This window comes from Streptomyces carminius (genome assembly GCF_002794255.1).
Classification (GTDB): Bacteria; Actinomycetota; Actinomycetes; order Streptomycetales; family Streptomycetaceae; genus Streptomyces; species Streptomyces carminius.
Genome location: NZ_PGGW01000008.1, coordinates 164,301 through 186,631 on the forward strand (window position 1 = coordinate 164,301; position 22,331 = coordinate 186,631).

Sequence of the window (22,331 nt, forward strand, 5' to 3'; positions counted from 1 at the left end):
CTGCGCCCAGTGTGCGGAACGGCTCCTGCCAGGCCCATAACGGCGGCCTAACAGCCTCCGGGACTGCCCCGATGGGTTCCCTTTCCGGCCCTGCGCGGTGCCCGGCGGCTGCCTACAGTCGGCGGCCATGAGCACCACCGCCCATGTGGACCACTCCTCCGTCTCCGTCGCCCCGGGCGACGAGCGGCACGTCGTCCTGAACGTGCGCAACAGCGGGGACATCGTCGAGTCCTACGGATTCACCGTCGTCGGCGACACCGCGGAGTGGACCGCCGTGGAGCCCCGGACCCTCTCGCTGTACCCGGGGACCGAGGGGACCGTGACGCTGGTCTTCCGGCCGCCGCGCTCCCCGGAGGTGCGCGCCGGGGAGGTGCCGTACGCGGTCCGCGTGCTGCCCTCGGAACGCCCCGGGGGAGCGGTGGTCCCCGAGGGCCGGGTGACGGTGCTGCCGTTCCGCGAACTGGCGGCGGAGGTGCTGCCGGCCCAGCGGAAGCGGCGGCTGCGCGCCCGGTTCCAGTTACGGGTGGCGAACCTCGGCAACACACCGGTGTCGGTGCTGCTCTCCGCCGAGGGGGCCTCCGAGGAGGTGGGCCACTCCCTGTCCGCCGAGACGCTCACCCTCGAACCGGGCGAGGAGACCTTCACCGACCTGACCGCCCGGTCGCGCAAGCTGCTCTGGTTCGGGGCGGCCGTACCGCATCCGTTCGAGGCGCGGGTGCGGGGGGAGGACGAGGAGGAGCCGGTCACCGCCGAGGGCGTGTACGTCCAGCAGCCGGTTCTCCCCTACTGGCTGCTGGCCCTGCTCGCGCTGCTCATCGCGCTGCTCCTGCTGTGGTTCACGCTGGTCCTGCCCTCGGTCCGCTCGGCTGCCCGGGAGCAGGCCGACGCCGCGATCGAGGAGGCCACGGACACCTCGGGTCTGCCGTCTCCCTCCGCGTCCGGCGGCCAGGACGGCGGCCCCGGCGGGGGAGCGGCCGACGGCGGCGCCGGGCCCGGCGGCTCCGGGGGCGAGGGCCAGACGGACGGCGGCGGCAGCACCGGCCGGCAGGGCGGTACGGGGGGCGGGAGCGCCCGGGAGGGCGGCGGGGTGGAGTTCGCCACCGTGCTGGAGACCAGGGTCTCCCCGGGCGGGAGCGACCGGCAGGTCTTCCGGGTGCCCGACGACCGGATGCTGCTGATCACCGACATCGTGGCCGACGCCCCGCAGGGCGACACCGGCACCCTGCGGGTCACCATCGACGACAGGACGGTCACCTCACTGGCGCTGGAGAACTTCCGCAGCTACGACAACCACTGGGTGACGCCCATCGAGGCGCCGCCGGGCAGCGAGATCGTGATGACGGTGACCTGCCGCAGGCCCGGGAGCCCTCCGGACGCCCCGCCGCCCGGCACCTGCGCCGAGTCGGTCTTCGTCAACGGCACCTCGGTCCCGTTCTCCTCGGCGTCGCCCGACGGCGGCTGACCCGTACGGTCCGGGGCCGGGCCGGTGGTTTCCGCCGGTACGGCCCCGGACCGTACGGCGCGGCTCCTAGCCGCCGACCCGGACGCTCCGCTGGCCCGCGTTGACGACCGTGACCATGCCCGACCAGCGGCACACACAGGTCGAGGCGGCGGTGAGCGCGGGCTGCCGGTTGACCCGCACGGTCGGGGAGCCCGGCACCCAGGGGGCGGCGATCGCCGGGACGCAGGGCGCCGGGGTGGGCACCCCCGCCGCCGCCGCGGTGGCCGCCACCACCGCGGGGTTGAGCGGGCTGGCGCACATGCCGAACGTGGGGATGTTCACCACCGGCCGGATGTCCTGGACGGTGGCGACCGGCCGTCTCGCGGAGGTGGTGTTCCGGGGCGGTACGACCAGGACCGCCGGAGCGGCCCCGAACGAGCACCGCAGCATCGCCCCCGCGACGACGAGTTCTCTGCGCACTGTCCCTCCTGGGGAATCGGGTTCGCGGACGCGGAGCCCTCCGGTCACGCGGGGCTGCCCCGCGGGGTGCCCCGGTACTCGTTCCGGGCCGGTCCGTTCTCCAGGACTACGGGACGGGGCGGCGGGGCGGAAGGGGCACCGGGGCATCCCGCGGGGCAGTCCCGCCCCGTACGGCGCGGCGGTGGCCCGGATCCGTCCGGATCCGGGCCACCGCCGCGCCGTCGTGCCGCTGCCCGCCGGGCCGTCAGCGCTCCCGCGCGGTGACCATGCCCAGCGTCACCAGTACCAGGACCACCCAGGCGAACCACACCCATCCGCTGCCGCCCAGCGCCACGGAATAGGCGGTCGCCAGCACCAGAGCGGCCACGGTGGTCACGGTCATGGCCTTCGCCGTGTCCGGCATCGCCCACACCTTCCTCCCGGTCGGCGGACGGTGCCGCGCCGTGCCGTCCCGGCGCGTCACCGTCCGCGTGTCTGCAACGACGCCAGGTAGGCGTTGTAGGCCGCCAGTTCCCGGTCGCCGTTCCGGTCGGCGGCCCGGTCACTGCGCCGGGCCTGCCGTTGTTCGGAGAAGTACCACTGGAAGACGAGGGCAATCAGCACGAGGACCGACGGAATCTCACTGAAGGCCCAGGCGATGCCGCCCGCCGCGTGCTGGTCGGCCAGCGCGTCGACCCCCAGCGAGGCGGGCGGGTCCGCGTACGTGCTCACCATCGGGGCGCTCGCCATCATCAGCGCGATGCCGAAGAAGGCGTGGAAGGGCATGCCGGCGAACAGCTCCAGCATCCGCATCACGTAGCCCGGGCGGTTCGGTCCCGGGTCCACGCCCATGATCGGCCAGAAGAAGACCAGTCCCACCGCGAGGAAGTGCACCATCATCGCGATGTGCCCGGGCCCCGAGCCCATCAGGAAGTCGAACAGCGGGGTGAAGTACAGCGCGTACAGGCTGGCGATGAACATCGGGATGGTGAACGCCGGGTGGGTGATCACCTTCATGTAGCGGCTGTGCAGCACGGCGACCAGCGTCTCGCGCGGACCCCGGCGGCCCCGGCCGGCGGCCGGGAGGGCGCGCAGGGCCAGGGTGACCGGCGCGCCCAGCAGCACCAGGATCGGCGACAGCATGCTGAGCACCATGTGCTGCACCATGTGGACGCTGAACAGCACCATGCCGTAGTCGTTGAGAGCCGTGCACATCACCAGCGCGACCGTCAGCACACCCAGCGCGAAGGCGACCGTGCGGCCCGCCGGCCAGGAGTCGCCGCGCCGCCGCAGCCGCAGCACGCCCCAGCCGTAGAGGGCCAGCGCGAGCAGGCAGCCGACCAGGAAGAACGGCTCGCCGGAGAACTCCAGACCACGCCCGAGAGTGAACGGCGGCAGATCCGTCGCCGTGCCGTGTCCGTCGTGGTCCATCCGCAGCTCTCCCATACCGTGCCGATCCGCTCGAACCAGAGTAGAACCGCCCCCGGCCGGAGCTCCGGCCGGGGGCGGTGTGCGGACGTGCGGGTCAGGCCGGCTGGGTGGCCGCCGCGATCCGCTCGGCGCGCAGTGCCTCGTACCAGCGGTCCTCCACCGGCGGCAGCGCGTTCACGTCCAGCGCCAGCTTGACCAGCAGGTCCGCGATCTGCGGGTTCCTGGCCAGTACCGGCCCGTGCATGTAGGTGCCGAAGACGGTGCCGTTCCAGGCACCCTCGGTGCCGTCGCCGGTGCCGTTCCCCCTGCCCAGCCGGACCCGGGCCAGCGGCCGGGCCGTCGGGCCCAGATGGGTGATGCCCTGGTGGTTCTCGAACCCGGTGAGCTGGGGCAGCCCCAGCCGCTCGTCGATGTCGGCCAGGACGTCACCGACGCACCGCTCGCCCTCGCCGCGGGTGCTGGTCACGTCCAGCAGCCCGAGCCCCGGCTCGCGCTGCCCGAGGTCGTTGACGAACTCGCGGCCCAGGATCTGGTAGCCGGCACACACCGAGAAGACGATCGCGCCGTTGTCCACGGCCCGGTTCAGCCCGCCGTCACGCCGCAGCCGCTCGGCCGCCAGCCGCTGCGGACGGTCCTCGCCGCCGCCGATCAGGTAGATGTCACCGGAGGTGGGGATCGGCTGGTCGGAGCGGACGTCCGTCCGGTGCACCCCCAGCCCGCGCTGCTGGGCGCGCCGCTCCACCACCAGTACGTTGCCCTGGTCGCCGTAGGTGCTCAGCAGGTCCGGGTAGACCCACACCAGCCGAAGGCCGCTCTCGCTCATGTTCGCCGTCCTCGCCGTGCCGGGGTTCGAAGGGATCGGAAGGGATCGAAAGGGGGGTGAAAGAGGGGGTAGGAATCCGGAGGGTGTCCGGGGGGTCAGTTGCCGACAACGCGGCGCAGGTCCTGGAACGCGGTGTAGTTCGCGATCGCCTCGATCCGGCCGGGCGGGCACTGACGTACGGCCTCGGCGGCGTTCTGGCACACCTGGAAGTCGACGCCCGCGACCTCCAGCCGGACCGCCAGGTCCAGCTTGCGGTCGCCGATCACGCAGATGGGGTGCCCGGCCAGCCGGGAGTAGTCCACGTCCCACAGCCAGGAGGTGTCGGTGCCGTCCGCGCCGCGGGCGTTGACCGCCAGGATGACGGGCGAGGGCGGGGCGTCGATCAGCGAGAAGGTCTCCAGCCAGCCGGCCGGGTTCTTGGCCAGCAGCAGCCTGATCTGGCGGCCCTGGTAGGAGACCACGTCGTAGCGGCCCGCCACCGCGGTGACCGAGTACATCCGCTCCAGTGCCACCTGGGGCGGTACGCCGAAGGCGGCGGCGACGGCCGCGGAGGTGGTGGCGTTGGCCTTGTTCGCGCGGCCGGGGAGCTGGAGGTGGATCGGCCAGGCCGAGCCGTGCGGATCCAGCACGTGGTCGCCCGACAGCGCCCAGGTCGGGGTGGGACGGCGGAAACCGCACTCCCCGCAGAACCAGTCGTCGCCCGGCCGCTGCATCACACCGCCGCAGGCCGGGCAGGACCAGGCGTCGTCCTTCCACTCCTGGCCGGCGGCCACCCACACCACGTTGGGGGAGGAGGACGCGGCCCACACCACCAGCGGGTCGTCGGCGTTCGCGATGATCACGGCCTTGGACCCGGACAGGCCCTCACGCCACCGTTCGGCCAGCATCCGGGTCTCGGCGGCGCGGTCGAGCTGGTCCCGGGAGAGGTTGAGCAGGGCGATGGCCTTGGGGGTCACGTCGCGGGCGACCGTCGCCAGGTACTTCTCGTCGACCTCGATGACGCCGTAGCGCGCGTCACCGCTGCCGGCGAGCGCCGCTGTGATGCCCGCGGGCATGTTGGCGCCCAGCGCGTTGGAGACGACCGGGCCCGCGGCCCGCAGGGCCTCGGCGATCAGCCGGGTCGTGGTGGTCTTGCCGTTGGTCGCCGACACCAGGACGACGTCCAGGTTCTGTGCCAGTCGGGCCAGCAGGTCGGGATCGAGTCTGAGCGCCACCTTTCCGCCGATCACCGATCCGCTGCCCCGGCCCGCGGCTCGCGACACCGCCGCAGCGGCCTTGCCGGCCGTCACGGCCAACTTGGACCGTGGCGGCAGCGGTTCCGTGTTCCCTGCCATCGTCCTTGTCCCTCCTTGCCCCTGGATCGGGCCTCAGCCTACCGAGGTCCGCTCCCGTCCCCGAATCGTGCCACCCGGGATGATCACCGCAGTGCGGGACATGACGACCGTGCGGCGCGGCGCAGCCGCGGAGGTTCCGCTTCCGCCCGTCCCGTGCGGCGGTTGCCGGGAGGGGCCGGGGAGGCCCGGCCGGAGGGTCAGAAACCGGGGCCGCCCGCCCGGTCGTCCGCCGTGGCCAGGCCGCCCCACAGCAGGTCCGCCAACTGCCGTACCAGCAGGTCGCGGGGGTAGGGCCGCTCGCGCAGCCACCAGTCCCCGGCCGCGTACATCATGCCGACGATGCCGTGGCCCCAGATCCGGGCCCGCTCTCCGTCCCCGGGGCCCAGGTCGACGCGTTCGGCGATCACCGTGGCCAGTTCCTCGCCGAGCCGCCGCAGCAGCGGGGCCGAGTGCCGGCCGACGTCGAAGCCGCGGTCCCCGCCGGGATGCTCGGCGGGGTGCATCAGGAAGCGGTAGACCTGCGGGCGGGCCTCGATGGCGGACAGATACGTGTCCAGGGCGGCCGCCACCCGCTCGCGCCGGTCACGGGGCGCGTCCAGCGCGGCCCGCAGCGCGTCCACCAGGGCGTCGGTGTGCCGGACGGCCAGGGCCCGGTACAGCCCGCCCTTGTCGCCGAAGTGCCGGTACAGGATGGGCTTGGTGATCCCGGCCTCGGCGGCGATGGCGTTCATCGAGGCGCCGGGTCCGTCCCGGAGCACCACGCGCTCGGCGGCCTCCAGCAGTTCCCTGCGGCGGCGTTCCGTGGCGGTGCGCCGGCCCTCCCGCTGTGTGGTCCCCATGCCCTGGTCTCCCCGTCCGCGGCCGCTCACCGTCACCTGAGCGCAACGTAACACCCCTGGAGCGCGGTGGAGCTGTCCGGAACAGGAGCTTGACAGCGGACCAGTGGGTAACATATCTCTGTTACCGCCAGTAACAACGGATGGAGGGCCTCCATGGGGGAGTTCGCGCTCGACCTCGGCGACGACCAGAAGGCGGTACGGGACTGGGTCCACGGCTTCGCGGCCGATGTCATACGCCCCGCCGCCGCGGAGTGGGACGAGCGCGAGGAGACCCCGTGGCCCGTCATCCAGGAGGCGGCCAAGATCGGCCTGTACTCGCTGGACTTCTACGCACAGCAGTACTTCGACCCCACCGGCCTGGGCATCCCGGTGGTCATGGAGGAACTGTTCTGGGGCGACGCGGGCATCGGTCTGTCGATCGTCGGCACCGCGCTGGCCGCCGTCGGCGTCCTCGCCAACGGCACCGAGGAGCAGATCGGCACCTGGATCCCGCAGATGTACGGCGACGAGAACGACGTGAAGGTCGCCGCCTTCTGCTCCTCCGAGCCGGACGCCGGCTCGGACGTCTCCGCGATGCGCACCCGCGCGGTCTACGACGAGGCCGCGGACGAGTGGGTGCTCAACGGCACCAAGACCTGGGTGACCAACGGCGGCATCGCGGGCGTCCATGTCGTCGTCGCCGTCGTCGATCCCGGACTCGGCGCCAAGGGGCACGCCTCCTTCGTCGTGCCGCCGGGCACCCCCGGCCTGTCCCAGGGGCAGAAGTTCAAGAAGCACGGCATCCGCGCCTCCCACACGGCCGAGGTCGTCCTGGACGGCGTCCGCGTCCCGGGCCACTGCCTGCTGGGCGGCAAGGAGAAGCTCGACGAGCGCCTCGCCCGCGCCCGCGAGCGCGCGAAGCGGGGGAAGGCCGGGGTGGGGGCACCCCCGGCCGAAGGCCGGGGGAGCGTGCGGAACGCCGCGATGGCCACCTTCGAGGCCTCCCGCCCGGCCGTGGGCGCCCAGGCCGTCGGCATCGCCCGCGCCGCGTACGAGGTCGCGCTGGATTACGCCAGGACCCGGGTCCAGTTCGGCCGCCCGATCATCGACAACCAGGGCATCGCCTTCCAGCTCGCCGACATGCGCACCCGCATCGACGCCGCCCGGCTGCTCGTGTGGCGGGCCTCGTGGATGGCGGCGGCGGGCAAGCCCTTCGAGGCCGCCGAGGGCTCGATGTCCAAGCTGTTCGCCGGGGAGACGGCCAAGGCCGTCACCGCCCAGGCGATCCAGATCCTCGGCGGCAACGGCTTCACCCGGGAGTACCCGGTGGAGCGGATGCACCGGGACGCCGCCATCTACTCGATCTTCGAGGGCACCAGCGAGATCCAGCGGCTGGTCGTCGCCCGCACCATCTCGGGCGTGCACATCCGCTGAACTCCGCCGGGCCACCACCGCGGGGCGGCCGCGGCGCGCCGTTCCGGGAGCGGGGCCGGGCCGCATGCGGCCCGGCCCCGTCCGCGTGCGCGCCCGGCGGGCGTGGTGCCCCGGAGCCGGGGCATCCGGGTGGCTCCGTCCGACGGGGTGTCATGCCGCCGCCGGGTGACGGTTCCCGCGCGGAACGGTGCCGGATTCACCCGACACGCGGGCAGCCATTCGGGGTGACGGGGCTCACCCGCGCCGGGCCCGCGCGGGATTCCGCGCACCCTTTCCACGCCTCCGGACAAGGTGTCAAAAGCCCCTGATCAAAGGTCGTTTCATGCGGTAACCAACCGGCCGGTGAAGCGGTTCCGCGGCCGGATTGCGCAGGAGTGAAGAAGTTCACAGAAAGCCTTCAGTCTTCGAAATCGCGCCGTTCTTGACGCAGTATCCGTAAGCGTTGCCAAGTCCCCGTCACACGGCGGGGCGGTCCGGGCGGACGCCGAGTCCTGCCGCCACCCGGGCGAGAGACGAACCACAACGGATCGGCAGGAGCGGGAGACCCGAGCAAGGCGGGCCGTGTCCCACGCGGCCCTTGGGGTGAAGCCACTTCGGTGGCCGGGCAACTTCGCCGGCCCGAACCCGACAGGTCATCTTTCGCAGGCGGATGACGAAGGGTCAGTTCATGTCCGCGTACGCACGTATACCGGGACTCGCCTCCCGGGCCGCCGTCACCTCCGCCGTCACCGTGGCGACGCTGGCGGGGGCGGCACTGGTGCCGAACGCCACTCCCGAGGCCGAGGCCGCCACCCCGGCAGGCAAGGCCCTCAAGGTCGCGGCCGCCAAGAAGGGCGCGCCGTACAAGTACGGCGCCGCGGGGCCGAGGCGCTTCGACTGCTCGGGACTCACCCAGTACTCGTACAAGAAGGCGGGCAAGAAACTGCCGCGCACCGCGGCTGCCCAGTACAACCGCAGCAAGAAGGTCTCCGTCAAGTCGCGCAAGAAGGGCGACCTGGTGTTCTTCCACTCCGGCGGCCGTGTCTACCACGTCGGCATCTATGCCGGCAGCGGAAAGATCTGGCATTCCCCGAAGCCGGGGAAGACCGTCCGGAAGGAAAAGATCTGGACCAAGAGCGTGCGGTACGGGCGGGTGAGGTAAACCGGGCCGGCCCCGGTCCGGCCCGCGAGGCCCGGGTGCCTCCGGGAGCCGGGAACGACGGCGCGCCACGGGAGAACCCCGTGGCGCGCCGTCCGGCTTTCCGGCCCGGCCGCGCCCGCGGTGGTGCCGGGTGCGGGGAGGGAGGCCGCGGACGGACGCATCCCGACTGTGACCATCGCCCGCAGCGGGGTACAGGTAGGGACCATGAGCACTGTGCAGAACGAAGAGAGCGCCAGCCTTGTCGAGATCGAGCTGCCCGACTGCACCGCCTCGGACGCCGCGGCGGTCTTCGCCGTGCTGAGGTCGGCGTTCCCGCGGTCGCCCCAGTTGGGGGACGGCCGGGAGCAGGACGGCGGGGGCGGCGGGGAGAAGCGGAAGTTCTGGGTGGGGACGGTCGACGTCAGCACACACGGGGAGGTCGACTGCGCCCTGGAGCTGAAGGAGTCCACCGAGGCGGACATCAGCGGCAGTCCCGACTCGGTCCGGCAGGTCCAGGAGACGTTGTCCGGCTACTACGACGTCACCGCCGAGCCCCGCGTCTCCGGTGATCAGGAGGTGGAGGTAAGGCTGCGGCTCACCCAGCGGTGACCGGGCCCGGGAACGGCGACACCAGGGTGCCCTCCGGCCGCTGACCCGGCCGGAGGGCACCCTGTCCCGTTCCGCCGCCACCCGGCCGTCGCACCGGACGACGGCGGAACAGGGCGGACGACGGCGCCCTGGTGACGCCGGGGCACTGGCCCGGCGTCACCAGGGGTACCCGGCAGCGAACCTCCCAGCGTATCCCTCCCCCCGGCGCCGGATGCCGGAAGTTGTCCGGTCACGAGTGCCCCTGAGCACCGGGACGGACCGGCCCCGTACCTCCTGGCGGCCGGAGCGTGCGGTGTGGGAGCGGCTCCCGCACCGCACCGCCCCGCTCCGGCACGGACACCAGCACGGCGGCCCGGGCGGCCGTGGGTCCGTACGGCATCCCGGGCCGGTGGCTTCCCGCCGGTCCGCCCGCGCAGTGGAGGTCAGTGAGTTGAGTCACCGACGTGTGAAGAAGCGGACCGGCGCGATGGCAGGGGCGGGGGCGGTGGTCGTCGCGGTCGCGGCGATCGTGCTGCCGAACGCCAGCGCGAGCTGGAACGAGCCCGCCGGGGCCGGGCCGCGGACGCTCACCTTCGCGTCGGCCGCGCAGCTCGGTTCGACTCTCGCGGCGGACCTCGGAACGGACGCCGCGGGCTGGTACTTCGACGACGGCGACGACCGGCTGGTGATGAACGTCCTGGACGAGGAGGCGGCCCGGGCGGCCGAGTCACGGGGCGCCCGGGCGGTGATCGTCGAGAACAGCATGGCGGAGCTGAGGGCCGCCACCCGCACCCTGGGCGACACCGCGTCGATCCCCGGCACCGCCTGGTCGATCGACCCCAGGACCAACAAGGTCGTCGTCCTCGCCGACAGAACGGTCACCGGCGAGCGGATGGCGGAGCTGCGACAGGCCACCGGCGCGCTGGACGGCGTGGTGACCGTCAAACGGTCCGCGGGCGAGTTCCGGCCCTTCACCGGGGACCGCGACGGCCTGGGCCGCGACGGCGACGGTGACGGCTTCGGGGACGACGGGTCCCGGGAGAACGGCACCGACGGCGGCGCTGCCGGAAGCGTGACCGGTGGAGACGAGACGGGCGGTGCCACCGGTGGGGGCGGAGGGACCGAGGCGGCCGGCGGAGTGGACGGCGGCGACGCCATCTTCGGCGGTGGATCACGCTGTTCCCTCGGTTTCAACGTCACTCTCGACGGTGCCCCGGCCTTCCTCACCGCGGGCCACTGCGGCAACGCCTCGCGGGCCTGGACCGCCGACGCCCAGGGCGGAGCGCCGCTGGGCACCGTCGTGGCGTCGCGGTTCCCGGTGAGCGACTTCGCACTCGTCGTCTACGACGACCCCGCCGCCCAGGCCTCCGGCACGGTCGACCTCAAGGACGGCACCGTCCAGGAGATCACCCGGGTCGCCGAGGCGAGCGTCGGCATGCGGGTGCGGCGCAGCGGCAGTACGACCGGCCTCAGCGCGGGCACGGTCACCGGTCTGAACGCCACCGTCAACTACGGCAACGGCGACATCGTCAACGGCCTGATCCAGACCGACGTGTGCGCCGAGCCCGGTGACAGCGGCGGCGCGATGTTCTCCGGCGACGCCGCGGTGGGGCTGACCTCCGGCGGCAGCGGTGACTGCACCCGGGGCGGCGAGACCTTCTTCCAGCCGGTCACCACCGCGCTGGAGGCCACCGGAGCCCAGCTCGGTGGCGGTGGCGGTGGCGGTGGCGGTGGCGGTGGCGGTGGCGGCGGTGGCGACGGCGCCGGCGGTGCGGACGGCGGCATCGACGACGGTGCCGGTGGTGCCGACGGTGGTGCCGGTGGTGCCGGTGGTGCCGGTGGTGCCGACGGTGGTGTCGGCGGCGCGGAGGACGGCGGCGCGACCGCCGGAAACGGTTTCCGCGACCCGCGCCGGAACTGACCGCCCGCACCACCGCCACCTCCCCCTCGCGGACCGGCGGAGCCCGGCCGCCCCCTCAGCACGGCACGCCCCGGGAGCACCCGTCCCGTCTCCCACCCCCGGGGCGTGCCGTACGGCGTGCGGACGCCGACTGAGACCGCCGCGGACGGGTACCCGGCCCCGCGTACGTGACCAGCCGGCCGCGGGCCGCGCCGCCTCCGCCGCCCTTCGAGGAGGGACCTCATGCCCATCGCGACGACCAACCCGGCCACCGGGGAGACCCTGCAGACCTTCGACGCCCTGGGACCCGAGGAGATCGAGACGCGACTGGAGCGGGCCGCCGGGGCCTTCGAGGAGTACCGCACCACCGGCTTCGCCGAGCGCGCCGGACTGCTGCGCCGGGCGGCCGACCTGCTGGAGAAGGACCGGGACGACATCGCCCGCACCATGACCACCGAGATGGGCAAGCCGGTCACCGCGGCCCGGGCCGAGGCCGCCAAGTGCGTGAAGGCGATGCGCTGGTACGCCGAGCACGCCGCGGACCTGCTCGCCGACGAGCACCCCTCGCCCGCCGACGTCGAGGACAGCGGCGGCAGTACCGCGTACGTGCGGTACCGCCCGCTGGGCCCGGTCCTGGCGGTGATGCCGTGGAACTTCCCGCTCTGGCAGGTGGTCCGCTTCGCCGCGCCCGCGCTGATGGCGGGCAACACCGGTCTGCTCAAGCACGCCTCCAACGTGCCGCGGACCGCGCTGTACCTGGAGGACCTGTTCCGCCGCGCCGGTTATCCGCAGGGCTGCTTCCAGACCCTGCTGATCGGCTCCGGCGCGGTCGAGGGCGTCCTGCGGGACCCGCGGGTGGCCGCCGCGACGCTCACCGGCAGTGAGCCCGCCGGACGCTCGGTGGCCTCGGTCGCCGGGGACGAGATCAAGAAGACCGTCCTGGAGCTCGGCGGCAGCGACCCGTTCCTCGTCCTGCCCTCGGCGGACGTGGTGGCGGCGGCCGAGACGGCGGTCACCGCGCGGACCCAGAACAACGGCCAGTCCTGCATCGCGGCCAAGCGGTTCATCGTCCACGAGGAGGTGTACGAGGAGTTCACCCGGCTCTTCACGGACGGTATGCGGGCGCTGCGGGTCGGCGACCCGCTGGACGAGTCCACCGACGTCGGACCGCTGGCCAGTGAGCGGGGCAGGGCGGATCTGGAAGAGCTGGTCGAGGACGCCCGCGAGCGCGGCGCGACCGTGCTGTGCGGCGGACGGCGGCCCGCGAAGCACCCGGCCGGCTGGTTCTACGAGCCGACCGTCCTGGCGGACGTCACATCGGAGATGCGCGTGCACCACGAGGAGACCTTCGGGCCGGTGGCGACCCTGTACCGGGTCGCGGACCTGGAGGGGGCGATCGAGGTCGCCAACGACACCTCCTTCGGCCTGAGCTCCAACGTCTGGACCCGCGACGCGGCGGAGCAGGAGCGCTGTGTGCGCGATCTGCGGGCGGGCGGCGTCTACCTCAACGGCATGACCGCCTCGCACCCGGCGATGCCCTTCGGCGGGGTGAAGCGCTCCGGTTACGGCCGGGAGCTGGCGGGCCACGGCATCCGCGAGTTCTGCAACGCCACCACGGTCTGGTACGGCACGCCCCCGGACATGCCCGCCGCCGAGTAGCGCCGCCGGGGCGGCCGCCCGCCCCGGGACGCGGCGTCACCGGCCGGGGCGTACGGCCCCCGCCGTCAGGCCTCGTCCAGCCTCAGCTCCGCCCACACGACGCGTCCCCGGGAACGGACCGCGGGGATGTCGCCCCAGGCGTCGGCGAGGGTGTCGACCAGTTGGAGTCCGCGTCCGTTGGTCGAGTCCGGACCGGCCTGGCGCGGCGCGAGGCCGACCGGGCCGGTGCCCTGGTCGCACACCTCTATGCGCAGCCGCCGCTCGCCCTGCAGGACACGGCAGACGATCCGGTCGCTGGCGGTGTGCAGGACGGCGTTGGCGGCGAACTCGGATATCACCAGCTGTGCCGTGTCGATGACCCCCCGGGGGCAGTGCCAGCGGCCCAGCCACTCCGTGAGCAGGTGCCGTGCCGTCCCCACGGAGGAACGCTGGGCCGGTACCTCGAACTGCGCCTGTTTCCGGGGGCGGGGGCGGGGGACGTGTACGGCCGCCGGGAACATGGGGACCATGGGCGAGGAGTGGGTGTGCGCGGAGTAGGGGAGAGGAGCCATCACGGGCTCGCCTTTCGCGTGCCGGGGGACGCTCGCCGGCCGGCTGCTGCGTCCAGTGCGCCACGGCAGGGGAGGGTGGTGGGTGTGCGGACCGGGCGGGTGGTGGAGGATGGTCCGCGGACCGGGACGGTTCGACGCCGGCGCGACCGCGTCGTGAACTGGATCACCCGGCTACTATGCTCACTGCTGCACGCAAAAGGCAAGAAGAGTTCTGCAAATTGCAAGATTTAACTTGCACCCTGGCCGCGTCGCCGGTGCCATGGCACACTGCTCTGCCGGCAAGGCGTGGGTGGGGAAGGAGAGGCCATGGGCGAGTCCCGGTCGGCGCCGACAGTGGGACAGATCGTCCTTGGTCTGCGACTGCGCGATCTTCGGGAACGGGCCGGCAAGTCGTTCGACGAGGCCGCCGCGGTGCTGAGCGTGACCACGTCCACGGTCCGCCGCATGGAGAAGGCCGAGGTCGGGCTGCGCCCGCTGTACGTCAAGGCACTGCTGGAGAGCTACGGCGTCGGGAAGGAGGAGGCCGACTCCTTCCTCGCGCTGGTGGAGAAGGCCAACCGGCCCGGCTGGTGGCACCGCTTCCGCAGCGTCCTGCCGGACTGGTTCAGCCTCTACGTCAGCCTGGAGAGCGAGGCGAGCCTCATCCGCTCCTACGAGCCCCACTGCGTTCCCGGTCTGCTCCAGACCGAGGACTACGCCCGGGCCCTGCTGCGGACCGGCTTCCCCGCGGCGGACGAGGAGGAGCTCGACCGCCGGGTCGCGCTGCGCATGGGACGGCAGCAGCTCCTGGCCAAGCCCGGCGCGCCGCGGCTGTGGATGGTCCTGGACGAGCAGGTGCTGCGGCGGCCGGTCGGGAACGCCGCGGTCATGCGGGCCCAGATCGACCGGCTGATCGAGGAGAGCGCCAAGCCGAACGTCAGCCTGCAGGTCATGCCCTTCGAGGCCGGCCCGCACCCCGGCATGTTCGGCCCCTTCCAGCTCTTCCGGTTCAGCTACCCGGAGCTGCCGGACGTCGTCTACAGCGAGAGCCTGACCGGCGCCGTCTACATCGACGAGCGCCCCGAGGTCACCACCTATCTGGAGGCCCTCGACCGCATGGTCACCCAGGCCGTTCCGGTGCAGGAGACCGAGCGGGTGCTGCGCGGGCTGCGCGAGAACTTCTGACGAGAGCTTCCGACGAGAGCTTCTGAGGCGCCCGGACCGCCGGGGCCGGTCCGGCCCGGTACCGCCTCAGCCGCGCGGCGGGCGGCCGGTGCGGAGCATCCGCAGCACGGCCTCCTCGACGGCGCCCCGGGTGGCGGGCGCTCCGAAGGCCGCCCGGTCCCCGAGCCGGTCGAGGACGGGGGCGATGGTCACGCCCTCCTCGTACAGCTCGATGACCCGCGGATTGATGTACGAGGCACGGCACACCGCCGGGGTGTTGCCCAGGTACTCGGCCACCTCCCGCACGGCGCGGGTGACCGCGCGGCGGCGCGCGGTCACGTTCCGGTCGGCGTACCGCGAGACGGCCAGGGCGACGGAGGCCAGCACGGTGGCGTGCCAGGTGCGGAAGTCCTTGGCGGTGATGTCCACTCCGCCCTGCTCCTTCAGATAGGCATTGAGCTCCTCGCCCGTCAGCTCGTGCCAGCCGGGCCGCTCCCGGTAGACGAACAGCCGGTCGCCGCCCGCACGGCGGCGCTTCAGGGCGCGTACGGCACGGCAGACCGCCGGGTCGGCCACGGCGCGGACCTGCTCCCTGCCGTGCTTGGCCGGGTAGCTGAAGGTCACCGCGCCGCTGCCGCAACTGGTGTGCTCGCGCAGCAGGGTGGTCAGGCCGTAGGAGTTGTTCAGCTCCGCGTAGCGCTCCCCGCCGATCCGGAAGAAACCCAGGTCCAGCAGGCGCGCGGCGGTGGCGAGCACCCGCTGCCGGGTCAGCCCGCGCTGCTGCAGGTGCTCCTCGACCGCCGCCCGGATACGGGGCAGCGCCTCGGCCACCTCCAGCACGTGGTCGTGCTTGGCCCGCTCCTGCTCGGCCCGGAACCGCGGGTGGTACAGGTACTGGCGGCGGCCCGCGGCGTCGGTGCCCACGGCCTGGAGGTGGCCGTTGGACCTCGGGCAGATCCACACGTCCCGCCAGGCCGGCGGGATGGCCAGGGCCCGGATCCGGGCCAGCTCCGCCGGATCGCGCAGCGGGTTCCCCGCGGCGTCGAGGTAGCGGAAGCCGCGGCCGTGGCGCCTGCGGGTGTGGCCGGGGTCGTCGGGACGGGTGTGGCGCAGACGCAAGTGATCCTCCAGCCTCACCGGTGCGGCGCAGCTCGTGCGGACGCCGCCGGTACGGCGGGCGCCCGCTCCCGTCCCTTCCGCTTCCCCCTTTCGGTACAACCATGACAGTGCTCGGCCGTACCGCGCGGCGGGCGGCGTACTCCGGCCGGGCCGGGGAAACCGCTGGACGGAACACCCCTTGAGGAGGCTGTGGGATGCGAAGTGTGGGGATCGAGGAAGAACTGCTCCTGGTGGACGCGGACAGCGGTGAGCCGCGGGCCGTCTCGGGGGCGGTGCTGGCCTCCGCGGGGGAGGACGAGGAACTGGAGAAGGAACTGCAGCGGGAGCAGGTGGAGACCGGCACCCGTCCCCGTACCCAGATGGTGGACCTCGCGGTCGAGGTGCGCCGGTGGCGCGGGGCGGCGTCCCAGCGGGCCCGGGCGGCCGGTGCCGAGGTCGCGGCGCTGGCCACCTCGCCGGTGGAGGCCCATCCCTCGCTCAGCCCCGACGAGCGCTACCGGCGGATGGCACGGGAGTACGGCCTGACCGTGCAGGAGCAGCTCACCTGCGGCTGCCATGTCCATGTGGGCGTGGAGTCCGACGAGGAGGGGGTGGCGGTCCTGGACCGGATCCGGCCGTGGCTGTACCCGCTGCTGGCGATGAGTGCCAACTCGCCGTTCTGGCAGGGCACCGACAGCGGCTACGCCAGCTACCGCGGCCGGGTGTGGGGCAGGTGGCCGTCGGCGGGACCGGTGGAGGCCTTCGGCTCGGCCGAGCGCTACCACGAGCAGGTGGGCTCGATGATCGGGACCGGGGCGCTGCTGGACGAGGGGATGATCTACTTCGACGCGCGGCTGTCGCGCAACTACCCCACGGTCGAGGTACGGGTCGCCGACGTGTGCCTGGACGTCCACGACACGGTGGTGATCGCCGCGCTCGTGCGCGGCCTGGTGGAGACCGCGGCACGCGCCTGGCGGGCGGGTGAGCCGCCGTCGCCGGTCGGTGTCGGCCTGCTGCGGCTGGCCGCGTGGCGGGCGAGCCGCTCCGGGCTGATCGGCGATCTGGTGCACCCGGTGACCTTCAAGCCCGCGCCCGCCGAGACCGTCGTGGGAGCCCTGGTGGACCATGTCGCCCCGGCCCTGTCGGACAGCGGGGACCTGACCCTGGTCAGGGAGGGAGTGGAGGAGCTGTTCCGCCGGGGCAACGGCGCCGACGTCCAGCGTGCCGTCATGGAGGAGACGGGCGACCTGGGGGCCGTGGTGCAGGAGGCGGTCCGCAGGACCCTGGCCTGAGTGGCCGGGGCGCTCAGTGTCGAGGACGCGGCCGGGGCGCTCAGCGTTCCGCCGCATCCTTGCCCAGCGCCAGCGCCAGCACCCGCTGCTTGAGCCGGCCGATGCACTCGTCGCAGGCGTGGAAGACGGCCGTCCCGTCCTGGTGCTCCACCTCCGCCAGCAGCGTCACCGGTACGCCCTCGCGCCCGCACCACAGCCAGCAGGCGGCGGTGCGGTGGGCGGGAGGAGTCCGGACCTGCTCCTCCAGGCGGCGTATGCAGTCCTCGCAGGCGTACAGCGGGGCGTGGGTGCCCCAGGAGATCACCGGTCCCAGCCAGGTCACCGCCGTGCCGGTGCGCCCGCACCACAGCCAGCAGTCACCGGTGACCCATGCGCACCAGCCGGCCCCGCCGGCCCCCTCCGGCCGCGGGACGCCGTCCCCTTCCGCGTCTTCCGCGTCCGCGTCGGTGAGCACGGGAGCGGCCCTCCTCTCCTGGCCCCGGGGGCGGCGCCCCCCGGTACGGCCCCGCCGGACCGGTCGGGCCCGCGCTGTCCGGCGCGCTGTCCGGCGCGCCCTGTCATGCGTACCCCGGATCGGTCGGCGGGGACAGCGGAACTCCGGTCAGCTTCCCGGGCTGTCGACGCTCTTTACAACAGACCCCGGGAAACGGGAACCGGCCCGGCTCACCTGCGCGTCCACTGGTCGCGGTCGTCAGGGGGACGGCCTTGGACAGGGGGGTACACCACTGTGTTTCGGACATCCAGCGGAGTTCTGCGCCAGACGGCCGTCGTCGCGGTCCTGGCGGTGGCGGCGCTGACCGGTTGCCAGCCGGAGGACGTGCCGGCCGCGCCGGGCTCCTCCGGGCCCGCCGTGCCGGACGCCTCGCGGTCCGCCACGCCGGGCACCCCGGCGCCGGACGGCGAGCGGGCTCTGGTGGACGCCGAGGAGGCGGGCGGACTGCGCAGGCACATGGGAGACGGAGCGGTCACGGACGTGCCGGTCGACCCGGGGGAGATGCGGGACGGCATGCGGCTGGTCGTCAGCCACTTCGCCGACCCGGACGGCGGCGACCCGATCCTCTTCGAGGGGGTCGACAACGTTCCGGAGGACCCCAACAAGCGTCGTGAGCACCTCTTCCGCGGCATGCTGGAGCACATCCAGTGGGACCCCGAGCTGGGGCAGCCCACGGCCGAGCCGGTGGCCGACCCGGGGCCGCTGGGCGGTTCGGTGGAGTGCCTGCTGGCCTCCCTGGCCGAGAGCGGCAACGTGATCTGCGGCTGGGCGGACGAGAGCACCGCCGCGGTCGCGCTGTTCCCGGACAGCGACCTGGCGGAGGCCGGGAAGCTGTTCGTGGCCATGCGCGGCGACCTGGAACGCTGACCCCGCACACCGGGCCCGCGGCACCCCGTCCGGGGTGCCGCGGGCCCGGCGCGTACCCCGGCGTCTCGTCCCGTCCACGGGACCGCACGGTCCCGCTTCCGGTGTGCGTCGCCTCACACGCCCCACCCCGCGCACCGGTCACTCACCCCGTTCCGCAAAAGACCCAAAGACCCTATGGGTCATCCGATGGTACGAATGGGGCGGATCGGGGTAGAGGCAGTCGGGTGCGGCGGACTCGGAACCACATCCGCACCCGATGTTCGAAGGAGACCAGGACGTGACCGAGACAGCGAAGCGGGGAGCCACCACGGGCGACGACCGGCCGGTACTCACCAACCGGCAGGGGCACCCGATCCACGACAACCAGAACCAGCGCACGGTCGGGGCCCGGGGCCCGGCCACGCTGGAGAACTACCACTTCCTGGAGAAGATCAGCCACTTCGACCGGGAGCGCATCCCCGAGCGCGTGGTGCACGCGCGCGGTGTGACGGCCTTCGGCTTCTTCGAGGCGTACGGCTCCTGGGGCGACGAGCCCATCAGCCGCTACACCCGAGCCAAGCTGTTCCAGGAGCAGGGGAAGCGCACCGACGTGGCCGTCCGCTTCTCCACCGTCATCGGCGGCCGGGACTCCTCGGAGGCCGCCCGCGACCCCCGGGGCTTCGCGGTGAAGTTCTACACCGAGGAGGGCAACTGGGACCTGGTCGGCAACAACCTGGGCGTCTTCTTCATCCGGGACGCGATCAAGTTCCCCGACGTCATCCACGCCCTCAAGCCCGATCCGGTGACGTTCGAGCAGCGGCCCGAGCGGATCTTCGACTTCATGTCGCAGACCCCGGAGTCGATGCACATGCTGGTGAACCTCTTCAGCCCGCGCGGCATCCCCGCCGACTACCGGCACATGCAGGGCTTCGGGGTCAACACCTACAAGTGGGAGAACGCCGACGGCCGCACCATGCTGGTCAAGTACCACTGGATGCCCAGGCAGGGCGTGCGCTCCATGACCGAGGAGGACGCCGCCAACGTCCAGGCCGACAGCCTCGGCCACGCCACCAAGGACCTGTACGAGGCCGTGGGCCGGGGCGAGTACCCGGAGTGGGAGCTCCTGGTGCAGATGATGGACGACCACGAGCACCCGGAGCTGGACTTCGATCCGCTGGACGACACCAAGACCTGGCCGGAGCAGGAGTTCCCGCCCAAGCCGGTGGGCCGGATGGTGCTCGACCGGATGCCGGACGACTTCTTCACCGAGAACGAGCAGATCGCCTTCGGTACCGGCGTGCTGGTCGACGGCCTGGACTTTTCCGACGACAAGATGCTGGTCGGCCGCACCTTCTCCTACAGCGACACCCAGCGCTACCGGGTCGGCCCCAACTACCTCCAGCTGCCGGTGAACCAGGCCAAGGCCCCGGTACACACCAACCAGAACGGCGGCCCGATGGCGTACGCGACCGACCCCCGGGGCGAGAACCGGCACGTCAACTACGAGCCGTCCACCCTCGGCGGACTGCGCGAGGCCGAGGGGCCGGGCTACGGCGAGCAGGGACCGGAACTCCGCGGCCGGCTGACCCGCAGCCGCATCCCCCGGACCAACGACTACCTGCAGGCCGGGCAGCGCTACATGCTGATGGAGGACTGGGAGCGCGACGACCTGGTCAGGAACTTCGTCGACCAGTTCGGGCAGTGCCCCGGGCACATCCAGGAGCGGATGGTGTGGCACTGCCTGCTCGCCGAGAACGAGCTGGGGCTGCGGGTCGGCGACGGCCTCGGCATCTCCCCGCAGGACGTGGCGCACCTGGAGCCCCTGCCGGACCAGCGGCTCACCGACGAGGACCGGGAGCGGCTGGCGAACCTGGGCAAGAACCCGCCGCGTGACGTGGCCGGCCTGACGATGACGCACTGCGTCCCCGACGAGCGGCACGTGGTGACCCGCTGAGCCGGCGGCCCCGGCCGCCGGCCCCGCCGGACCCGGCCCGCCACACGGGCGTACCCGCCCGTGTGGCGGGCCGTTCACGGGGAATCCGGCCAGGGGACCGGGGAGGCGGCCCCCCGGACCGTGACAGGAACACCCGGCAGGAGAGGTCCGGTCGATGAAGAGAAAAAAGCAGAAGATGCTGTACAGGCCGGTGGGCCTCGGGCTCGGCATGCTGAGCGGTGCCATCGCGACCACGGCCTTCAAGCAGGCGTGGAAGTTCGTCAGCGACGAGGACGACGCCCCCGACCCCGGTGACGAGGACCGGAAGCTGAGCGAGATCCTGCTGGCCGCCGCGATCCAGGGAGTGATCTTCTCGGTGGTCAGGGCGGCGGTGGACCGCGGCGGTGCCGTGGTGGTCCGCAGGATGACGGGAAGCTGGCCGGGCTGAGCGTCCCGGACCGGCACCACGGGCCGGCGGGCCGGTGGCGGGAGCCCCCGCCACCGGCCCGCCGGCCCTCATTTCTCCCGCCGGCCGGTGCCGGCCAGGGGGGCCTCCGGCACCAGGAGGCAGACGACCAGCTTGAGGAAGAACAGGGGAGTGAACCAGAGCAGCTCCCGCGGTACCGGGAACCACACCAGGTTCACCAGGACGGCCACCAGGTAGCAGGCCATCGCCACCGGCCTGACCAGGGGGAGGGGCGCGGACTCCACGACCACGGCGGCCGCCGCCAGCAGTGCGGTGTTCACCAGTAGCCACTGCCAGTTCCGTCCCGCGCCGCCGGGCAGCAGCAGGAACGCCACGGCGGCCAGATGCACCAGATGGACGGAGAGCAGGATCCGCCGCCGGCGCGGCGCGCCCGCCGACCGGAGGTGGTACCAGCGCTTGGTGGTGTTGCCGGCGAGGGTCAGCACCCCGCCGACCATGTCGAGCGCGACCACGGCCGCCACCGCCGCCTGGAGGAGGGACCAGCGGCCGTACGCGCCGGTGCGCACCGCGAGGACGGCCAGCAGCGCGCAGCACAGCGCCCCGCCGAGCAGTTCCACGAGACGCTCGCCGCGGCTCATGCCCGGGCCCATGAGGCGGTCCACGTGTCCCGCCCAACCCGCCCGTACGGGCGGAACGGCCCAGTCGATCCGCGCGTCGGCGCACTCCGGGGGACCGTCGGCGGCCCCGTCGCCGTCAGCCATCCCGTTCGCTCCCTCCGGCCGTACGTCCGGCCGTACGCGGCCCCCACAGGCCGGCGAGCAGACTCCAGACCTGTTCGGTGTCGTCGGCGTCATCCGCGCGGAAGCCGCCGACCGGGTCCGTGACCCGCCGCAGGGCCCACCGGTCGGCGGTGTGCATGACCGCCATGGTGGCGGACAGCATCAGCCGCCGGTCGACGTCGTCGCGGACGACCCCGAGGGCCCGCCCGTTGTCGAGCACGGTGGCGAACCAGCCCGTCCACTCCTGTCCGGCGGCCCGGGTGACGGCCGCGTCGGCCAGGGCCAGGTCGTCGGGGTGGGCGGCGAGATGGCGCACCAGCCTGCGCGAGCCCGCGCGCAGGCCGGCCCAGAACTCCTCGGCCGTCCCGGCGTCCCGCCACGGGCCCAGGGCGGTGGTCAGCCGGTCCCGCACCCCGTCGAGCACCGCCGCGAGCAGGTCCTGTCTGCCGTCGAAGTACTGGTAGGCAGCGCTCTTGGAGAGTCCGGCGGCGGCGGTGATCGCGTTGTACGAGGCGTTGTCGGGACCGTCCCGGGCGAAGTGGGACCGGGCCGTCTCCAGGATCTCCCGGCGGCGCTCCGGGGGCAGTCGGTGGAAGCGGGGAAGTGGCATGGACCGATGGTACGCACTGCCGGTCGGAAGGGTGGTCCGGACCGGTGGTCCGCACCGGTGCCACCGGCCCGGTGGCAGATACCGGGTTCCGCTTCCCGCCGCGGCGGGAAGCGGTCTCCCAAGGTGATTTCACGGCCGATCCCGGAGGTGTC

General features: G+C 73.1%; 22 protein-coding genes and 1 riboswitch. Of the genes, 11 read left to right on the forward strand and 11 right to left on the reverse strand.

Features of this window, described 5'->3' with window-relative positions:
• Positions 1 to 127: 127 nt before the first annotated feature.
• Complete coding sequence (locus tag CUT44_RS33385) at positions 128 to 1,462, forward strand: COG1470 family protein (RefSeq protein WP_100200262.1); 1,335 nt, start codon at positions 128 to 130, stop codon at positions 1,460 to 1,462.
• A 66-nt stretch (positions 1,463 to 1,528) separates the two neighbouring features.
• On the opposite strand, the gene CUT44_RS01585 is transcribed toward CUT44_RS33385, so the two are convergent.
• The 6 genes from CUT44_RS01585 to CUT44_RS01605 all read right to left on the reverse strand — a co-directional run bounded on the left by CUT44_RS01585 (position 1,529) and on the right by CUT44_RS01605 (position 6,327).
• Positions 1,529 to 1,921: a DUF4280 domain-containing protein gene (locus CUT44_RS01585; RefSeq protein ID WP_199185553.1), complete on the reverse strand. Its 393-nt coding sequence runs from the start codon at positions 1,919 to 1,921 to the stop codon at positions 1,529 to 1,531.
• A gap of 244 nt (positions 1,922 to 2,165) precedes the next feature.
• Positions 2,166 to 2,324, reverse strand: coding sequence for a hypothetical protein (locus CUT44_RS33390; RefSeq protein WP_199185555.1), 159 nt, complete (start codon positions 2,322 to 2,324; stop codon positions 2,166 to 2,168).
• 56 nt (positions 2,325 to 2,380) lie between these two features.
• Positions 2,381 to 3,331 (reverse strand): cytochrome c oxidase assembly protein, encoded by a 951-nt coding sequence (locus tag CUT44_RS01590; RefSeq protein WP_100200383.1) that lies wholly within the window; start codon positions 3,329 to 3,331, stop codon positions 2,381 to 2,383.
• A 94-nt stretch (positions 3,332 to 3,425) separates the two neighbouring features.
• Positions 3,426 to 4,154 carry a type 1 glutamine amidotransferase gene (locus CUT44_RS01595; protein ID WP_100200263.1) on the reverse strand — a complete coding sequence of 243 codons (729 nt, stop codon included), beginning with the start codon at positions 4,152 to 4,154 and terminating at the stop codon, positions 3,426 to 3,428.
• A 95-nt stretch (positions 4,155 to 4,249) separates the two neighbouring features.
• A complete protein-coding gene (locus CUT44_RS01600) occupies positions 4,250 to 5,488 on the reverse strand; it encodes a MurT ligase domain-containing protein (protein WP_100200264.1) in 1,239 nt (412 codons plus the stop codon).
• 197 nt (positions 5,489 to 5,685) lie between these two features.
• Positions 5,686 to 6,327, reverse strand: coding sequence for a TetR family transcriptional regulator (locus CUT44_RS01605; RefSeq protein ID WP_100200265.1), 642 nt, complete (start codon positions 6,325 to 6,327; stop codon positions 5,686 to 5,688).
• Positions 6,328 to 6,480: 153 nt separating this feature from the next.
• Here CUT44_RS01605 and CUT44_RS01610 point away from each other — a divergent pair, with 153 nt between their 5' ends.
• From CUT44_RS01610 to CUT44_RS01630, 5 genes are all read left to right on the forward strand, one after another.
• On the forward strand, positions 6,481 to 7,740 hold the full coding sequence (locus CUT44_RS01610; RefSeq protein WP_100200266.1) for an acyl-CoA dehydrogenase family protein: 1,260 nt from the start codon (positions 6,481 to 6,483) through the stop codon (positions 7,738 to 7,740).
• Between the two features lie 510 nt (positions 7,741 to 8,250).
• Positions 8,251 to 8,403, forward strand: a riboswitch (cyclic di-AMP (ydaO/yuaA leader).
• Positions 8,404 to 8,407: 4 nt separating this feature from the next.
• On the forward strand, positions 8,408 to 8,881 hold the full coding sequence (locus CUT44_RS01615; protein ID WP_100200384.1) for a C40 family peptidase: 474 nt from the start codon (positions 8,408 to 8,410) through the stop codon (positions 8,879 to 8,881).
• A gap of 204 nt (positions 8,882 to 9,085) precedes the next feature.
• Entirely contained in the window at positions 9,086 to 9,469 is a 384-nt protein-coding gene (locus tag CUT44_RS01620; protein ID WP_146252156.1) for a hypothetical protein, read from the forward strand.
• Between the two features lie 466 nt (positions 9,470 to 9,935).
• Positions 9,936 to 11,369: a S1 family peptidase gene (locus CUT44_RS01625; RefSeq protein ID WP_100200385.1), complete on the forward strand. Its 1,434-nt coding sequence runs from the start codon at positions 9,936 to 9,938 to the stop codon at positions 11,367 to 11,369.
• 222 nt (positions 11,370 to 11,591) lie between these two features.
• Positions 11,592 to 13,007 carry an NADP-dependent succinic semialdehyde dehydrogenase gene (locus CUT44_RS01630; RefSeq protein WP_100200268.1) on the forward strand — a complete coding sequence of 472 codons (1,416 nt, stop codon included), beginning with the start codon at positions 11,592 to 11,594 and terminating at the stop codon, positions 13,005 to 13,007.
• Positions 13,008 to 13,072: 65 nt separating this feature from the next.
• Here CUT44_RS01630 and CUT44_RS01635 read toward each other — a convergent pair whose 3' ends face one another.
• On the reverse strand, positions 13,073 to 13,558 hold the full coding sequence (locus CUT44_RS01635; protein WP_233221086.1) for an ATP-binding protein: 486 nt from the start codon (positions 13,556 to 13,558) through the stop codon (positions 13,073 to 13,075).
• A gap of 306 nt (positions 13,559 to 13,864) precedes the next feature.
• Here CUT44_RS01635 and CUT44_RS01640 point away from each other — a divergent pair, with 306 nt between their 5' ends.
• A complete protein-coding gene (locus tag CUT44_RS01640) occupies positions 13,865 to 14,722 on the forward strand; it encodes a helix-turn-helix domain-containing protein (protein ID WP_100200269.1) in 858 nt (285 codons plus the stop codon).
• Between the two features lie 66 nt (positions 14,723 to 14,788).
• Here the strand turns inward: CUT44_RS01640 and CUT44_RS01645 are convergent, their stop codons facing one another.
• Positions 14,789 to 15,820 carry a DNA topoisomerase IB gene (locus tag CUT44_RS01645; RefSeq protein WP_100200270.1) on the reverse strand — a complete coding sequence of 344 codons (1,032 nt, stop codon included), beginning with the start codon at positions 15,818 to 15,820 and terminating at the stop codon, positions 14,789 to 14,791.
• Between the two features lie 194 nt (positions 15,821 to 16,014).
• Between CUT44_RS01645 and CUT44_RS01650 the strand changes: the two genes are divergently transcribed.
• Entirely contained in the window at positions 16,015 to 17,091 is a 1,077-nt protein-coding gene (locus tag CUT44_RS01650; RefSeq protein ID WP_100200271.1) for a glutamate--cysteine ligase 2, read from the forward strand.
• Between the two features lie 40 nt (positions 17,092 to 17,131).
• On the opposite strand, the gene CUT44_RS33725 is transcribed toward CUT44_RS01650, so the two are convergent.
• The gene (locus CUT44_RS33725; protein WP_233221087.1) at positions 17,132 to 17,545 is read right to left on the reverse strand and encodes a hypothetical protein; all 414 of its coding nucleotides are present in this window, start codon (positions 17,543 to 17,545) and stop codon (positions 17,132 to 17,134) included.
• 273 nt (positions 17,546 to 17,818) lie between these two features.
• On the opposite strand from CUT44_RS33725, the gene CUT44_RS01660 reads away from it, so the two are divergent.
• The 3 genes from CUT44_RS01660 (at position 17,819) to CUT44_RS01670 (ending at position 20,811) form a co-directional block, all read left to right on the forward strand.
• The gene (locus tag CUT44_RS01660; RefSeq protein ID WP_233221091.1) at positions 17,819 to 18,451 is read left to right on the forward strand and encodes a hypothetical protein; all 633 of its coding nucleotides are present in this window, start codon (positions 17,819 to 17,821) and stop codon (positions 18,449 to 18,451) included.
• 277 nt (positions 18,452 to 18,728) lie between these two features.
• Positions 18,729 to 20,384, forward strand: a complete 1,656-nt coding sequence (locus CUT44_RS01665; protein ID WP_100200272.1) for a catalase — start codon at positions 18,729 to 18,731, stop codon at positions 20,382 to 20,384.
• A gap of 175 nt (positions 20,385 to 20,559) precedes the next feature.
• Positions 20,560 to 20,811 carry a DUF4235 domain-containing protein gene (locus CUT44_RS01670; RefSeq protein WP_233221092.1) on the forward strand — a complete coding sequence of 84 codons (252 nt, stop codon included), beginning with the start codon at positions 20,560 to 20,562 and terminating at the stop codon, positions 20,809 to 20,811.
• A 68-nt stretch (positions 20,812 to 20,879) separates the two neighbouring features.
• Here CUT44_RS01670 and CUT44_RS01675 read toward each other — a convergent pair whose 3' ends face one another.
• Together CUT44_RS01675 and CUT44_RS01680 are read right to left on the reverse strand one after the other, a co-directional pair.
• Positions 20,880 to 21,551, reverse strand: a complete 672-nt coding sequence (locus CUT44_RS01675) for a hypothetical protein (protein ID WP_100200274.1) — start codon at positions 21,549 to 21,551, stop codon at positions 20,880 to 20,882.
• On the reverse strand, positions 21,544 to 22,179 hold the full coding sequence (locus tag CUT44_RS01680) for a TetR/AcrR family transcriptional regulator (RefSeq protein ID WP_100200275.1): 636 nt from the start codon (positions 22,177 to 22,179) through the stop codon (positions 21,544 to 21,546). Before CUT44_RS01680 ends, CUT44_RS01675 begins: the two co-directional genes overlap by 8 nt.
• Between the last annotated feature and the right edge of the window lie 152 nt (positions 22,180 to 22,331).